The sequence below is a fragment of the Microbacterium sp. LCT-H2 genome (genome assembly GCF_001866135.1).
Classification (GTDB): Bacteria; Actinomycetota; Actinomycetes; order Actinomycetales; family Microbacteriaceae; genus Microbacterium.
The window spans coordinates 153,017-167,032 of sequence record NZ_MODW01000003.1; the positions used below are offsets into that span (position 1 = coordinate 153,017).

At 70.0% G+C, this 14,016-nt stretch carries 13 protein-coding genes and 1 tRNA gene; 2 read left to right on the forward strand and 12 right to left on the reverse strand.

What is annotated here, in order from left to right; all coding sequences use genetic code 11:
- Window positions 1-3: 3 nt before the first annotated feature.
- The 3 genes from mpaC to mpaB are packed head-to-tail and all read right to left on the reverse strand — an operon-like array spanning window position 4 to window position 3,496.
- On the reverse strand, window positions 4-1,176 hold the full coding sequence (mpaC, locus tag BK819_RS09270) for a daptide-type RiPP biosynthesis dehydogenase (RefSeq protein ID WP_071328898.1): 1,173 nt from the start codon (window positions 1,174-1,176) through the stop codon (window positions 4-6).
- The gene (mpaD, locus tag BK819_RS09275; RefSeq protein WP_071328899.1) at window positions 1,173-2,432 is read right to left on the reverse strand and encodes a daptide-type RiPP biosynthesis aminotransferase; all 1,260 of its coding nucleotides are present in this window, start codon (window positions 2,430-2,432) and stop codon (window positions 1,173-1,175) included. The genes mpaC and mpaD overlap by 4 nt, the downstream gene beginning before the upstream one ends.
- Window positions 2,429-3,496 (reverse strand): daptide biosynthesis RiPP recognition protein, encoded by a 1,068-nt coding sequence (gene mpaB, locus BK819_RS09280; protein ID WP_071328900.1) that lies wholly within the window; start codon window positions 3,494-3,496, stop codon window positions 2,429-2,431. The genes mpaD and mpaB overlap by 4 nt, the downstream gene beginning before the upstream one ends.
- A gap of 165 nt (window positions 3,497-3,661) precedes the next feature.
- Here mpaB and BK819_RS09285 point away from each other — a divergent pair.
- Window positions 3,662-3,749, forward strand: a tRNA-Ser gene (locus BK819_RS09285).
- Between the two features lie 52 nt (window positions 3,750-3,801).
- Here BK819_RS09285 and BK819_RS09290 read toward each other — a convergent pair.
- From BK819_RS09290 to BK819_RS09320, 7 genes are all read right to left on the reverse strand, one after another.
- Window positions 3,802-4,404: a GNAT family N-acetyltransferase gene (locus BK819_RS09290; protein ID WP_177173819.1), complete on the reverse strand. Its 603-nt coding sequence runs from the start codon at window positions 4,402-4,404 to the stop codon at window positions 3,802-3,804.
- Between the two features lie 18 nt (window positions 4,405-4,422).
- Window positions 4,423-5,064, reverse strand: a complete 642-nt coding sequence (locus BK819_RS09295; RefSeq protein WP_256209431.1) for a phosphatase PAP2 family protein — start codon at window positions 5,062-5,064, stop codon at window positions 4,423-4,425.
- Window positions 5,065-5,111: 47 nt separating this feature from the next.
- Complete coding sequence (locus tag BK819_RS09300; RefSeq protein ID WP_071328902.1) at window positions 5,112-6,272, reverse strand: cystathionine gamma-synthase; 1,161 nt, start codon at window positions 6,270-6,272, stop codon at window positions 5,112-5,114.
- A gap of 54 nt (window positions 6,273-6,326) precedes the next feature.
- On the reverse strand, window positions 6,327-7,697 hold the full coding sequence (locus tag BK819_RS09305; RefSeq protein ID WP_071328903.1) for a cystathionine beta-synthase: 1,371 nt from the start codon (window positions 7,695-7,697) through the stop codon (window positions 6,327-6,329).
- A 104-nt stretch (window positions 7,698-7,801) separates the two neighbouring features.
- Window positions 7,802-8,770, reverse strand: coding sequence for a carbohydrate ABC transporter permease (locus BK819_RS09310; protein ID WP_025104231.1), 969 nt, complete (start codon window positions 8,768-8,770; stop codon window positions 7,802-7,804).
- Window positions 8,770-10,107, reverse strand: a complete 1,338-nt coding sequence (locus BK819_RS09315; RefSeq protein WP_025104230.1) for a carbohydrate ABC transporter permease — start codon at window positions 10,105-10,107, stop codon at window positions 8,770-8,772. The genes BK819_RS09310 and BK819_RS09315 overlap by 1 nt, the downstream gene beginning before the upstream one ends.
- A gap of 111 nt (window positions 10,108-10,218) precedes the next feature.
- A complete protein-coding gene (locus tag BK819_RS09320; RefSeq protein ID WP_071328904.1) occupies window positions 10,219-11,547 on the reverse strand; it encodes an ABC transporter substrate-binding protein in 1,329 nt (442 codons plus the stop codon).
- Between the two features lie 283 nt (window positions 11,548-11,830).
- On the opposite strand from BK819_RS09320, the gene BK819_RS09325 reads away from it, so the two are divergent.
- On the forward strand, window positions 11,831-12,835 hold the full coding sequence (locus BK819_RS09325; RefSeq protein ID WP_071328905.1) for a LacI family DNA-binding transcriptional regulator: 1,005 nt from the start codon (window positions 11,831-11,833) through the stop codon (window positions 12,833-12,835).
- Window positions 12,836-12,901: 66 nt separating this feature from the next.
- On the opposite strand, the gene rplL is transcribed toward BK819_RS09325, so the two are convergent.
- Both rplL and rplJ read right to left on the reverse strand, forming a co-directional pair.
- Entirely contained in the window at window positions 12,902-13,285 is a 384-nt protein-coding gene (rplL, locus tag BK819_RS09330) for a 50S ribosomal protein L7/L12 (RefSeq protein ID WP_025104227.1), read from the reverse strand.
- Window positions 13,286-13,333: 48 nt separating this feature from the next.
- Window positions 13,334-13,822: a 50S ribosomal protein L10 gene (gene rplJ / locus BK819_RS09335; protein WP_025104226.1), complete on the reverse strand. Its 489-nt coding sequence runs from the start codon at window positions 13,820-13,822 to the stop codon at window positions 13,334-13,336.
- Window positions 13,823-14,016: the final 194 nt, after the last annotated feature.

Here is a 14,016-nt window from a genome sequence, read left to right on the forward strand (position 1 = left end):
CCGTCACCTCCTCTCCACGGCTCGGGGCCGGCGGTCGCCGACCGGAGACGTGCTCCACCGGGAGTCGTGGAGCACGTCGCGGACGTCCGCAGCACGGATACCGCGCAGCATGGGGCGGTGATCCCCCCACGCGGTCTCCACGGCGGCGGCGATCCGGTCGATCTCCCGTGCGCTCGGGCGCGGCGGTGACGGGAGCCCTCCCTGATCAACGACGACGGCGATGCCGGCTGCCGGGTCACGAGGCAGCGCTGTCTCCGCTGCGACGACGGCCCAGAAGGCATCGAGGCTGGTGCGGTCGCCCCAGCGCGGATCGCCCGCACCGATCCGCCGCCAGACGGCGGCGATGACCGCCGCCGTGGCCGTCATCTTGCGGACGCCGAGATGGAAGGCGACCTCGTTCGCGAGATACCAGTGGCGGGCGCTGTACGGATCGGGGCCGCGAAGGGCAGCCGTGCGCTGGGTGGCGGCACTCAGGCGTGCCAGGCGCAGGCGTCCCGTCGTCGACATCGCGTCCCCCGCGGCCGCCTCGAGCAGCGCCCGACCGAGGATCCGCGCGTCGCGCTCGGCCCGCTCGGTCCGCGGACTCGTCGAGGCGCCGGCCACCCGGAGGAAGGCCTCCAGCGCGCCCTCCCGGACAGCCGCGGGGGTGAGCGTGGCGAGCCGTTCGGGATCGAGGACGGCGTGGCGGGGGCGCAGCGGGCGACCGACGAGGAGCCGGGTCCCGCGGCGGTTCCGGAGGATGGCGACGCTGTTCGTCTCGGAGGACGTGCCGAGCGTCGTCGGCAGGGCGATGATGTCGACCGGCGGGGGCGCGTCGGGCAGGATCGTGAGCGCCGCGGTCGCCGCGTGCCGCAGGGCGAAGTCCAGGAGGCGTCCGGGGCTGAGCGCGAGGGCCGCGATCTTACTCGCATCGAGGACGCTTCCGCCGCCGACGGCCACGATGACCTCGGGCGGTCGCCGGACGATCTCCTCGGCGATCAGGAGGATGCCGAGCTCGTCCACCGCCGAGGCCTCCACGGTCATCGTCCGGGCCGACGCTGCGGCGGGAAAGGCGTGCGCGACGGCCGCGTCGGCGATCACCAGCGTGTCGCGTCCGGCCGTCAGACGCGCCGTCGCCTCCGGTGCGCGCGGCCCGTGCCACAGCGTGGGGACGTGCGCGGCGTACGGCGCGGTCATGCCGCGGCCTCCTGCACGTGCGCAAGGCCGGCCCGGACGGCCCGGTCGGTCTCGGACACCTCCGCGGCGGTGAAGCCGTAGCCGGGGATGAGCTGGAAGGAGCTCGGACCGGGGTGCACCACGACGCCGCTGTCGGCGATGGCGGACACCACCTCCAGGACGTCGGTCCCAGAGAGCGGGGACCCGTCCGGGCGGCGGAGCCCCACCCCGACGAAGCAGCCGCTGCCGGTGACGTCGGAGACGATCCCTTCCTCCTGCCAGGTCCGCGCGAGGCGGTGCAGCGTCGGCGCCAGGGCCTGCGTGGTGGCCTCGACGTCGATACGACGGAGTTCGTCGATCACGGCGAGGACCGCAGCCGCGCAGGCGGGCGTGCCCGCCTGCGTCTCCCCGTGGACGAACGTCCACCCGCCGCGCACGAACGCCGTCGCGATGCGGTCGCCGACGAGGAGCGCGGCAGCCCCCATCGCGCCGTTCGTCAGCGCCTTCGACACGAGGAGGATGTCCGGTGCGGCCGCCCAGCGGTCGGTGGCGAACATCGCACCGGTGCGCCCGAAACCGGTCGCGACCTCGTCTGCCACCAGCAGGAACCCATGCCGCTCCCTCAGCTCCAGCAGGCGCTGGACGAAGGTGGTGGACAGCGCGTGAGCGCCGCTGCCGAGGACGGGCTCCACGACGACGGAGGCGACGCGGGAGCCTTCGCGTTCTAGCAGCGCGGCGAGCTCCTCCCCGTCGTCGGCGTGCGACACGTGCCGCACCGTGCGCCGGTCGACGCCGTAGACCGACTGCAGCAGGTCGTCACCGCTCAGTACGTGGCTGCCGTACATCGTGCCGTGGTAGCTGCCGCGCAGGCCGACGACGAGCGACCGCGACCCGGCGCTCTGCTGCGCCCAGTACTGCCGGGCGAGCTTCATGGCGGCGTCGTTGGCCGCCCCGCCGGAGGTGGAGAAGATCACCCGCCGGTAGCGGTCGGAGCCCGCGAGGGCGATGAGGGCATCGGCGGCGTCCTCGGCGTACCGGTGCGGGGCGCGGAACAGCGAGAGGTAGGAGGCGTCGCGCGTCGCCCTGCTCACGGCCTCGGTCACCGCCGGGTTGCCGAAGCCGAGGGGCACGTTCCACAGCCCGCTGGTCGCGCAGAGGCGGTCGGAGCCGTCGGCGTAGAAGAGGCGATGCCCGGAGGCGCCGACCGCTACCCGATCCGGAGAGAAGGCGGTGTCGGCGGGGAGCATCGACGTCCACAGCGCGTGCGGCGCGTTCATCGCACACCGTCCTGCGAGGCGTCCTCGATGGGAGCACCGAGGTGGACGCCGAGCGCCGTGAAGGCGTCGAGACAGAGCCGGCGAGCGTGGGCGTCAGGAACGCCGCAGGCGCGGGCCACCCGCGCCGCCGCTCGCCCGCGTGTGCCGGAGGTCTGGATCGCGTCGACCACCGCAGCGGTCAGCGGGGACAGGAGGTGCCGGCGGAGCGTCCGGACATCGGCGAGCAGGAACCCCTCGGCGGTGTCGAGCAGGAACGGGTCGTCGGTCGGAGGCTCCGCATCCGCGAGCTCGTCGTCGAGGAGCGTCCATCCGAAGCCCGCGATCCGAGCAGCGCCGTTCGGCAGGCGGAGCATCTTCCGGAGATCGGCGGCGTCCAGGTATCGGCGGAGCCACGGCCGGGTGTCGAGTTCGGCGACGAGGTCGGCCGAGCCGGGCACGCCGCCCAGCGCCGACGCCCGCGGGCGGGCCCGTCCGAGAGCGGCGGGAAGGTCGTCCACGTGGCCGACCGCCTCTCCCTGCAGCCCGAGATGCACTCTCCCGTCCGCGTCGATGCGGAGGGCGCGCGGAGTCTGCACCTCCTGCGGCCGCGCGAGAGCGGAGCGATCCGCCAGCAGCACCCGGGGGTCGAGCATCGCGGCGGCGAAGACCCCGGTGCCGCGAGCGAGGTCGGCGTCGTCGAGGAAGGCACGCCAGCTCGCCTCGTCGAAGAAGCGCATGACCGTCGGTCCGACGATCTGGACGAAGGAGGCCGCGATGTAGTCCTGGAGCTCGACGCCGCGCTCCCCGAGGAAGAGCTCATCGCCGAGGTCGGCGAGCCGCCCGCCGTAGCCGACCGCACGAGCCGCCCCGTGCCGGGGCACGGATCCCGCGGGCTCGAGGATCACGTCCTCGGGGTCGGCCGCAGCCGTGACGGCCTCAGCCCCGGTCTCCGCCTCGCGCAGGAACACGCGACCGCGTGCCGCATGCCCGCCCGTCACCCACGCCCGCAGGGCCTGCGGCCCGAGGAGCGGGTCTTCCCCCGTCGCCCCTTCGTCGTGCCGTGCCGTCGTCGCACTCGTCCCCATGATCCCCCCAGAGAACCGGATCCGCCTGACGCGTTTGCGTCTTCATATGAAGATATAGAGCCCTCTTTTGACGTGCAATATAACAGCTTTCGCGGCCGTAGAGCTGGATCGCCGGTATGTCACGAGGCCCCCGGGAGATCGGATAGGATGGACAGGTTGTTCCCTGGTGACGTGTCCGAGCGGCCGAAGGAGCACGCTTGGAAAGCGTGTGTTGTGCAAGCAACCGCGGGTTCGAATCCCGCCGTCACCGCCACAGACGAAGAAGACCTCCGCATCGCGGAGGTCTTCTCTCGTCTCGGGCGGCGTCAGCCGTCGAAGCGCACCCCGTACGTCAGGCCACCGGGCGCGGACGGGAGCACGGTCATGCCGAGCCGCTCGTAGAACGCGGCCGCGCCGGAGTTCGCGGGGTCCATGCCGAGGTGCAGCGCCGGGACACCGCGCCGACGCAGCTCGACGAAGAGCGTCTCGATGAGGCCCCGACCGAGCCCCTGCCCCTGGGTCTCCGGCAGCAGGTCGATGTGCAGATGCGCCGGGTACTCCGCAGCGTGCGGCTCGACCCCCGGCTCCCGCGTGTAGCCGTACTCGATCAGCTTCTCCTCACGCGTCTGCGGGTCCGCCGATCGCGGATAGCGCGCGTGCAGGCCGGGCCACCATTCGTCGCGGAACCAGGCGTAGAAGGCGTCGGTGTCATCGGTGGCGACGATGTAGCCGATGGTGCGCCCGTCCTCCGCCTCCACGACCCAGGCGAGGTCCGGGTGCCGCTCGACGTACGGCACCGCGAAGAGGTTCCCCCACAGCTCGTCATCGGACAGCACCCCGGTGGCGTCTCCCCCGGCGTCGGCCGTCCGCAGGCAGATCTCGAACATCGCCGGGCGATCGGTCGGACGGTAGGGACGGATGCGCGACACGGGGTCTCCTCGGACGGGTCAGGTTCCGCTCAGCCTATCGGCGCGGGCGGTCGCCTCGACATCGCGTCGCACCCACGGCACCAGCCAGGCCGCGAGCACGAGGACGACGCCGGCACCGACGAACGCCCCGCCGACCGTGTCCGTCGCCCAGTGCACCGACAGGAAGGTGCGCGAGAGCGCCATGAGCACGATCCACGCGGCACCCACGATCGCCACCCACACCCGCGGGAAGAGCACCCAGAGCACGAGAGCGATGGTCGCCGCGTTCGCGGTGTGCCCCGACGGGAAGGAACCGTAGTCGCTCACGACGAGCATGTCGTGCGGCCGAGCGCGGCCGAAGACGTTCTTCAGGAGCTGGACGGCACCGGCGCTGACGAGGAAGCACAACGCGGCGAACAGCGCCCCCCGCCACCGGCGCAGCAGAAGCAGGAGCAGGATCGTCAGCAGCGGAACGGCGAGGATGGCGACCCAGCCGCCGCCGATCCAGTTCAGCGCGAGGGCGAAGCTCAGCATCCAGTCCGCGCGGACGGCGGCGATGGTGTCGTTCCACCACTGGTCGAGCCCCGGCGTCTGCGGATACACGAAGACGACGAGAGCGCCGAGGGCAGTGGCCAGGAGGAGGCAGGCGACGCCCCACCACAGCAGCATCCGTCGATTCATCGTCCCATTGTGACGGACGCCCCCGCGATCGCGGGTCGGCGTGCCGGTCAGCGGGCGATGCGGGCGAGCCCCTCCTCGAGGTCCGCGATGAGGTCGGCCACGTCCTCGATGCCGACCGAGAGGCGCACGACGTTCTCCGGCACCGCGAGCTCGGTGCCGCGGACCGACGCGTGGGTCATCTCCGGCGGGTAGCCGATGAGCGACTCCACGCCGCCGAGCGACTCGGCGAGCTGGAACACGCGCGTGCTCTCGGCGAAGGCCCGGGCGGCGTCCGCACCTGCGGCGAGGCCGAGCGACAGCATCCCGCCGAAGCCGCTCATCTGCCGTGCCGCGATCTCGTGACCGGGGTGCGACGGGAGGCCGGGATAGAACACCTGGGCGAACTCCGGCCGCGCCTGGGCCCATTCGGCGATGGCCTGCGCGTTCTCGGAGTGCTGGCGCACCCGCACCGCGAGGGTCTTGATGCCGCGGGTCGTCAGCCAGGCGTCCAGAGGCGCCGAGACCGCGCCCACCGCGAACTGCTGGAACTTCACGGCCTCGACGAAGCGGTCGTCACCGAAGACGACGGCGCCGCCCAGCACGTCGGAGTGCCCGCCCAGGTACTTCGTCGTCGAGTGCACGACGAGGTCGGCGCCGAGCGCGAGCGGCTGCTGCAGAGCCGGCGAGGCGAACGTGTTGTCCACCACGACGAGGGCACCGGCCGCGTGCGCCACCTCGACGATGAGCGCGATGTCGACGACCTTCAGCAGCGGGTTGCTCGGCGTCTCCAGCCACACGATGCGCGTCTCGGGACGGATGGCCGCCCGGATCACGTCGACGTCGGAGAGCTCGACCGTGGTCGTGTCGATCCCCCAGGGCGCGAGCACCTTCGTGAGCAGGCGGTAGGTGCCGCCGTAGACGTCGTTTCCGAGGAGCACGTGGTCGCCCGGCTTGAGGATGCCGCGCAGCAGCGCGTCCTCGGCCGCGAGACCGGACGCGAACGACAGCGCCCCGACCCCGCCCTCGAGTGCGGCGAGCTGCGTCTCCAGCGAGGAGCGCGTCGGGTTGCCCGCGCGGTTGTACTCGTAGCCGTCCCGGAAGCCGCCGATGCCGTCCTGCACGTGCGTCGACGACTGGTAGATCGGCGGGATGATCGCCCCGGTGATCGGGTCGGGCGCCTGTCCGGCGTGGATGGCTCGTGTGGCGAAGGCGTGGTCGTGGTCGGACATGCTCTCAGCCTACGTCCGGGCCCTCCGACGGGCCCCGGCCTGTTACGTCCCGCGTCACCGGGAGAGGTAGCCGAGCAGGTCCTGTCGGGTCAGCACGGTGTGCGGCTTGCCGTCCTCGGTGACGAGGAGGGCGTCGGCGTCGGCGAGCGCGGCCCGTGCCTGCGCGACCGACGCGTGGATGCCGATGAGCGGCAGCCGCTCCCCCACGTGCGCGCCGAGGGCATCGCTCGGCTCGGCCTCGCCGCGGAAGAGCAGGTCGAGCAGTCCCTTCTCGTCGACGGTGCCCACGACCTCGCCCATCATCACGGGCGGCTCCGCGCTGAGGACGACGAGCTGCGACACCTCGTACTCCGTCATCATGCCTATCGCCTCGAGCACCGTGTCGGTGGGATGCGCGTGCACGAGGTCGGGAAGGCCGTGACGGGAGGACCGGGCCGCGAGCACATCCGCGACCGTCTCCCCCTCCTCCACCTCGCTGAACCCGTAGGAGCGCATCCACCCGTCGTTGAAGATCTTGCCGAGGTAGCCGCGCCCGCCGTCGGGCAGGAGCACGACCATGACCGCGTCCGCCGGCAGCTCCTTCGCCACCCGCAGCGCCCCGACGACGGCCATGCCGCTGGAGCCCCCGACGAGGATGCCCTCCTCGCGGGCCAGGCGCCGCGTCATCGCGAACGACTCCGCATCGCCGACCGCGACGATCTCGTGCGGGACGGCGGGATCGTAGGCACCAGGCCAGATGTCCTCGCCCACGCCCTCGACGAGGTAGGGACGGCCGGTGCCGCCACTGTAGACGCTGCCCTCGGGGTCGACGCCGACGATGCGCACCGCGTCGTCGGACACCTCGCGCAGGTAGCGCCCGGTGCCGGTGATGGTGCCGCCCGTCCCCACGCCGGCGACGAAGTGGGTCACGCGCCCGTCGGTGTCGCGCCAGATCTCCGGTCCCGTCGTCTCGTAGTGGCTGCGCGGCCCGTTCGGGTTCTCGTACTGGTTCGGCTTGAAGGCCCCGGGGATCTCGCGTGCCAGGCGGTCGCTCACGCTGTAGTACGACTCCGGGCTGTCCGCCGGGACGGAGGTCGGGGTCACGACGACCTCCGCGCCGTAGGCACGGAGCACGTCGATCTTGTCCTCGCCCACCTTGTCCGGGAGCACGAAGACGCACCGGTAGCCACGCTGCTGGGCCACGAGGGCGAGCCCGACCCCGGTGTTGCCGCTCGTGGGCTCGACGATCGTCCCGCCCGGCTGCAGATCGCCCGCGGCCTCGGCGGCGTCGATGATGCGCGCGGCGATCCGGTCCTTCGCCGACCCCCCGGGGTTCAGGTACTCGAGCTTCACGAGCACCGTGCACGCGATGCCCTCGGTGACGTGCTGGAGCTTCACCAGGGGGGTGTCGCCGACGAGGTCGACGATGGAGTCCGCATACTTCATCTGTTCAGGGTACGGCGCGGGCTCCGGCCACCGGGGCTGTGTTTCACCCGCGCTCCGACAGGCTCAGCGACCCGGAAACCTGGGTCCCTGAGCCTGTCGAAGGGTCAGCCCTTCGTCGCGCCGGCCAGCAGGCCGCGCACGAAGAAGCGCTGCAGGGCGAAGAACACGATCAGCGGGACGATGATCGAGATGAACGTTCCCGCCGACTGCAGGAACCACTTGTTCCCCCAGGTTCCGGAGAGCGAGTTCAGCGCCTGGGTGATCGGCAGGGCGCCGGGCGAGGCGAAGATCGTCGCGACCAGCAGGTCGTTCCACACCCAGAGGAACTGGAAGATCGCGAAGGAGGCGATCGCCGGAGCAGCGAGCGGCAGGATGATGCGGAAGAACACCTGTCCGTGCCCGGCCCCGTCCACGCGCGCCGCCTCGATGATCTCGCCCGGGATCTCGGAGATGAAGTTGTGGAGCATGAACGTCGCGAGCGGCAGAGCGAAGATCGCGTGCGCGATCCAGACGCGCGCGAAGCTGTACTGCACCTCGTTCAGGCCGAATCCGGGGAAGATCGGCACGTCGTTGATCGTCAGCCCATCCGAGAACAGGCTCAGCAGCGGCACGAGGGCCATCTGCAGCGGCACGATCTGCAGCGCGAACACGAAGATGAAGAGCATGTTCCGACCCTTGAAGTCGATCCATGCGAACGCGTACGCGGCGAGCGACGCCATCACGATCGGGAACACGGTCGCCGGGATCGTGATCGCCAGCGAGTTGATGAACGCCGTCGCGAGAGTCGTCGAGGTGCCGCCCGAGTTCCACGCCTGCACGTAGTTGTCGAACGTGAACTCCGGGTTGGAGAAGACCGTCCACCAGCCGCTGTTCTGCGTGTCGGCGCCCGGGCGGAACGACGTCACGAAGAGGCCGAAGGTCGGGATCGTCCAGAAGAGCGCGATGACCGCGGCCGCGATCGTCGCCCCCTTCGAGGTGAGCTTCTTGTGGGCGGTCGCCTCGTTGCGGCGCGTGTCCCGCGCCACCTGGCGCTTGGTGCGGTTGTCCACGACGGTGGCCTGCGTTGCGCTCATCAGCGGATCTCCCTCTGCTTGGCCATCGATCGGGCGTTGTAGATGATCAGCGGCAACACGAACAGGAACAGCACGACGGCGAGCGCCGACGAGTGCCCATAGCTCTGGAACCGCTGCTGCTGGTTGACCATCTCGAAGCCGAGGACGCTGGTCTCATCCCGTCCGCCGGTCATCACGGCGACGATGTCGTACACCTTCAGGGAGGCGATCGTGATGGTCGTGAGCACGACGATCAGCGACGACCGGATGCCGGGCACGGTCACGTTGCGGAAGCGCTGCCAGGCGTTCGTGCCGTCGAGCTCGGCCGCCTCCATCTGCTCGACCGGCACGGCCTTGATCGCGGCCGAGAGGATGACCATGGCGAAACCGGTCTGGGTCCAGATGAACACGATGAGCAGCATCAGCGTGTTGAGGATCGGCTTGATCGCCAGCCACTGCACGGGGTCGCCGCCGAAAGCGGTCACGATCGCGTTGAGGAGACCGATCTGGTCACCCTGCCGGGCGTCGTACATGAACTTCCAGATGATGCCGGCGCCGACGAACGAGATCGCCACCGGCATGAAGACCAGCACCTTGAGGAACTTCTCGCCGCGAGCCCTGTCGATGAAGACGGCGTAGGCGAGGCCGATGACCACCGAGATCACCGGAGCGAGCAGCGCCCAGATGATCGTGTTGATCACCGACGACGTGCCGACCGGGTTGGTGAAGACCCAGATGTAGTTCTCGAGCCCGACGAACTCGTCGCCGGTCTTGTCGAAGAAGGACTTGAAGATCGTCGAGATCGCCGGGTAGATGAGGCCGAGCAGCAGCATGATGGCCGCCGGGGCCATGAACAGCACGAGCTGGAAGAGATAGCCAGCTCCCTGCCGCGCGCGGAAGTCGGCGAAGAAGAGGAGCGCCCCGACGAGGAGCGCGATCGCGACGACGTACACGACGGCGTTCGCGTAGGGACGGAGCAGCAGCAGCGCGAGCACCGGGATGACGAGGCACGCGACCAGCCGCATGATGAAGTAGCCGCGACCAGGGCGGGGCGCGAACTCGATCAGCACGAGGATGATCGCAACGACTACGCCGAACACGAGCAGCACGGCGGGGATCTGCACCAGCGGATTCAGACCGCCCAGCCACAGGAAGAAGCTGTTGAGCGAGAACCCGATCGTGATCCGCGAGGACTCCTCGGTCGGAGCAGTGAAGACGAGGAGGAGAGCCAGCGCGACGACGACCACGAAGCCGATCGCGAGGATCGTGCGTGTGGTCTTCCTCCCCTTCTCGTCGGTGCCGTGGGTCGTCGGCGGCGCGTCAGCCTCGACGGGTTTCTCGATGGTCGCGTGCGACATGAACGTCCCCTTCTGGATCATGCTGGGTTCCCGCGCAGTATGGATGGGTGGAGCGGGGCCGGGCTTGTGCAGCCCGGCCCCGCTCAGCCTGAGAAGATCGCGTCGAGGCGATCAGTTCTCGTAGCCGGCCTGGATGTCGGAGAGCACCGTTTCGGTGTCCTTGCCGTCGATCCAGTCGACCATCCCCTTCCAGAACGAGCCCGAGCCGACGGTCGACGGCATCAGGTCGGAAGCGTCGAACCGGAAGGTCGTCGCGTCGTCCTGCATGATGGTCATCGCCTCCTGGAGGAACTCGCTCGAGGCGAGGCTCGGGTCGGCGTTCTTGTTGGCGGAGATGACGCCGCCGAGCTCGACACGGGCGTCGGCGAACTCCGGCGATGCCATGAACTCGAGCACCTTCTGGGTGGCCTCGTCGTCGGAGAAGGCCGCGACGAACTCGCCGCCGCCCTCGACCTGGAGCTCACCGGCGGTCTCGCCCGGCATGATGAACGCGTAGACGTCGCCGTCCGGGGCGACCTCGGGGACGTTGCCGTCCGCGGTCTCCGTGTCGAGGAAGTTCGCCGACAGGAACGAGGCCTGGTGGGTCAGCGCGCAGTCGCCCTTGGCCACCGCGTTGGCGACGTCGCCGAAGGCGGTGGAGTTGATGCTCTTGACGTCGCCGTAGCCCGCGTTGACGTACTCCGGGTTGAGGAGGATCTCCCCCACCGCGTCGAACGCCTGCTTGATCTCGGGGTCGGTGAACTTCACGTCGCCGGCCACCCAGTCGTCGTACACGTCGGGGCCCGACTGGCGCAGGACGAGGTCCTCGATCCAGTCCGTCCCCGGCCAGCCGGAGGCAGCCTCGGAGGCGAAGCCGGCGCACCAGGCGGGACCGCCGGTCTTCTCGACGATCGTGTCGGTCAGGGCGATCATGTCGTCCCACGTCTCCGGGACCTCGACGCCCCACTCGGCGAACTGCTTCGGCGAATACCAGACGTAGCCCTTGAGGTTCGCGAGCATCGGCGCCGCGTAGAAGGTGTCGTCGAACGTGCCGTACTTCTTCCAGTCCTCGGACCAGTTCTCGTCGACGGCGGTCTCCACGGCCTCCGGTGCCGGCATGACCTTGCCGGTGTCGACGAGGGTCTTGAGCAGACCGGGCTGCGGGACGATCGCGATGTCGGGGGCGTCGCCACCGGTCACCTTGGTGACGATGTTGCCCTCGAAGCCCTTGTCGCCGGTGTACTCGACCTTGATCCCGGTGTCCTTCGTGAACTGCTCGAAGGAGGCGTTCAGGTCGTCGGCCTCGACGCCGGTGATGCCGCCGGAGATCCGGACCGTGTCCTTGGTCTCCCCGCTTCCGCCCTCGCCGCTTCCGCCCTCGGCGCAGCCGGCGAGCGCGAGAGACGCGACGCCGACGAGTGCGATGGGGGCGAGCAGGCGGTATCGCTGTGACAAAGCCATGTACTTCTCCTCTTCAGGTGGATCTTCAGTCCGCCCAAGGAGAGCAATCGCCGCAACCATTGGGGAACCGATTCCAGGCCAACCTACTCGCGTTCCTTCCCGCCGTACAACTGGGGAAGGTTACAAGATCACAACCGTTTGAGGGCGCTGTCGCCGGCATGATGGGAGCGCTCCCAGATCCAGCCGTCTGGAACCGGTTCCTCCTCGCGTGTGGAACGGCTACGATTGCTCCCGGCGAGCGCCCGATGGCTCGCCGTCGTGGAACCGGGTCGAGGAGGACACGATGAGCACGATCGCCGACGTCGCGACGCGCGCCGGCGTGTCCAAGGCGACTGCGAGCCGCGCGCTCAGCGGCCGCGGCTACGTCTCCGACGAGACGAGACAGCGCGTGGAGGAGGCGGCGCAGGAGCTCGCGTACGTCGCGCACTCCTCCGCCACGAGTCTGGCCACGGGGCGCACCGGCACCATCGGACTGGTGATGCCGCCGGTGGACCGGTGGTTCTTCTCCGAGCTGCTGGCAGGCGTGCAGGAATCGCTGCTCGCGCTCGATCACGACCTGTCGCTCTACGGCGTCCCCGAGCGCTCCGAGACCAGGGAGCGCCTGTTCGAGAGCGTGCTGCCCGGCCGGCGGTTCGACGGCATCATCGCGGTCAGCATCCAGCCCAGCGCCCGGGAGCTGGAGCGACTGCACCGCACCGGGCGCCCGCTCGTGAGCGTGGGCCCGTACAGCGCCGGATCGAGCGCCGTGTCGATCGACGACGCGGCCGCCGCCCGGATCGCCACCGAGCACCTGATCGAGCTCGGCCACACCGACATCGCCTTCGTCGGCGGTGCCACGGACGACACCGACCTCAGCTACGGCGACGCCCGACGCCTGGCCGGCTACCGGGAGGCGCTGCACGCGGCGGGACTGACCCCGCGAGCGCGGGTGGCCGGAGCGGCCCCCACGATGCCCGGCGGCTACGCGGCGGCGGCGGGGCTGCTCGGCGACCGCCGGCACCGACCGACCGCCATCGTCGGCGTGTGCGACGAGGCGGCCATCGGCGCCGTGATCGCCGCTCGCCGCCTGGGGATCGCGGTTCCGACCGAGCTCAGCGTCGTCGGCATCGACGACCACGAGCACGCGGAGATGTTCGCTCTCACGACCATCGGGCAGTCGCCGCGGGACCAGGGCCGGGAGGCCGTGCGCCTGCTCATGCGGCGGATGAGTGAGCCGGATGCCCCGATCGAGCGCGTCGAGGCCGCCTCGGCTCTCGTCGTCCGCAGCTCCACGGCGGCGCCGCGCTGACCCCGCAGACACACGAAGGCCCCGGGCGGAACCCGGGGCCTTCGCAGAAGCGCTGGTGCGCTGGAATTACTTGAGGGTGACGGTCGCGCCGGCCTCTTCCAGAGCAGCCTTGGCCTTCTCGGCCGTCTCCTTGTTGGCGCCCTCGAGGACGGCCTTCGGAGCACCGTCGACGACGGCCTTGGCCTCGCCGAGGCCGAGCGAGGTGAGCTCGCGGACAGCCTTGATGACCTGGATCTTCTTGTCGCCAGCGGCCTCGAGGATGACGTCGAAGGAGTCCTTCTCCTCCTCGGCCGCGGCCTCGCCTGCGCCGCCAGCGGCACCGGCGACGGCGACGGGAGCAGCAGCGGTGACCTCGAACTTCTCCTCGAACGCCTTCACGAACTCGTTGAGCTCGATGAGGGTCAGGCCGGCGAACTGCTCGAGCAGCTCCTCGGTGGAAAGCTTCGCCATGATGTATCTCCTAGATAGATGGGGTTTGTAGACGAGATCGCCGGTCGCTTACGCGGCCTCGGCGGTCTCCAGCTTTTCGCGAAGCGCGTCGATGGTGGCCGCAGCCTTGCCCATCGTCGCCTTCATCATGCCCGCGGCCTTCGCCAGCAGAACCTCGCGGCTCTCGAGCGAGGCGTACGTGTTGACCTCGTCGGCGGTGAGGGCCTTGCCCTCGAAGATGCCCGACTTGATCACGAGAAGCGGGTTGGCCTTGGCGAAGTCACGCAGAGCCTTGGCGGTGGCGACGAAGTCACCGTGCACGAACGCGACAGCCGACGGCCCCTTGAGGTCGTCGTCCAGCGCGGAGATGCCGGCCTTGTTGGCGGCGATCTTGGTCAGCGTGTTCTTCACCACGGCGTACTCAGCGTCCTGACGGATGCTGTTGCGCAGCTGCTTGAGCTGGGCAACCGTCAGACCGCGGTACTCGGTCAGCAGGACGGCGTTCGAGTTCTCGAATGACTTCGTGAGCTCGTTGACCGATGCATCCTTCTGCGCCATGGTCACTCCTTGGTGTGTACGAGGCGCCGCACGGTGGTGGGGCGCCGGCCTCCGACCCCCTGCAAAAGAGAAGAGCTCCGGCGCAAGCGCACGGAGCTCGGAAGTTCGTGACACCTGCGCGGGCCCCTGCGATGCAGAGCTTCGATCCTGTGCACTCACGCGCACACGATGACCAGCGGTCTTCGGTTATGACC

Excerpts from the sequence above, each read along its gene's own strand:
- mpaC (WP_071328898.1), bottom strand. The coding sequence starts at position 1,176 with ATGACCGCGCCGTACGCCGCGCACGTCCCCACGCTGTGGCACGGGCCG.
- mpaD (WP_071328899.1), bottom strand. The coding sequence starts at position 2,432 with ATGAACGCGCCGCACGCGCTGTGGACGTCGATGCTCCCCGCCGACACC.
- mpaB (WP_071328900.1), bottom strand. The coding sequence starts at position 3,496 with ATGGGGACGAGTGCGACGACGGCACGGCACGACGAAGGGGCGACGGGG.
- BK819_RS09295 (WP_256209431.1), bottom strand. The coding sequence starts at position 5,064 with ATGAATCGACGGATGCTGCTGTGGTGGGGCGTCGCCTGCCTCCTCCTG.
- BK819_RS09300 (WP_071328902.1), bottom strand. The coding sequence starts at position 6,272 with ATGTCCGACCACGACCACGCCTTCGCCACACGAGCCATCCACGCCGGA.
- BK819_RS09305 (WP_071328903.1), bottom strand. The coding sequence starts at position 7,697 with ATGAAGTATGCGGACTCCATCGTCGACCTCGTCGGCGACACCCCCCTG.
- BK819_RS09310 (WP_025104231.1), bottom strand. The coding sequence starts at position 8,770 with ATGAGCGCAACGCAGGCCACCGTCGTGGACAACCGCACCAAGCGCCAG.
- BK819_RS09315 (WP_025104230.1), bottom strand. The coding sequence starts at position 10,107 with ATGTCGCACGCGACCATCGAGAAACCCGTCGAGGCTGACGCGCCGCCG.
- BK819_RS09320 (WP_071328904.1), bottom strand. The coding sequence starts at position 11,547 with ATGGCTTTGTCACAGCGATACCGCCTGCTCGCCCCCATCGCACTCGTC.
- BK819_RS09325 (WP_071328905.1), top strand. The coding sequence starts at position 11,831 with ATGAGCACGATCGCCGACGTCGCGACGCGCGCCGGCGTGTCCAAGGCG.
- rplL (WP_025104227.1), bottom strand. The coding sequence starts at position 13,285 with ATGGCGAAGCTTTCCACCGAGGAGCTGCTCGAGCAGTTCGCCGGCCTG.
- rplJ (WP_025104226.1), bottom strand. The coding sequence starts at position 13,822 with ATGGCGCAGAAGGATGCATCGGTCAACGAGCTCACGAAGTCATTCGAG.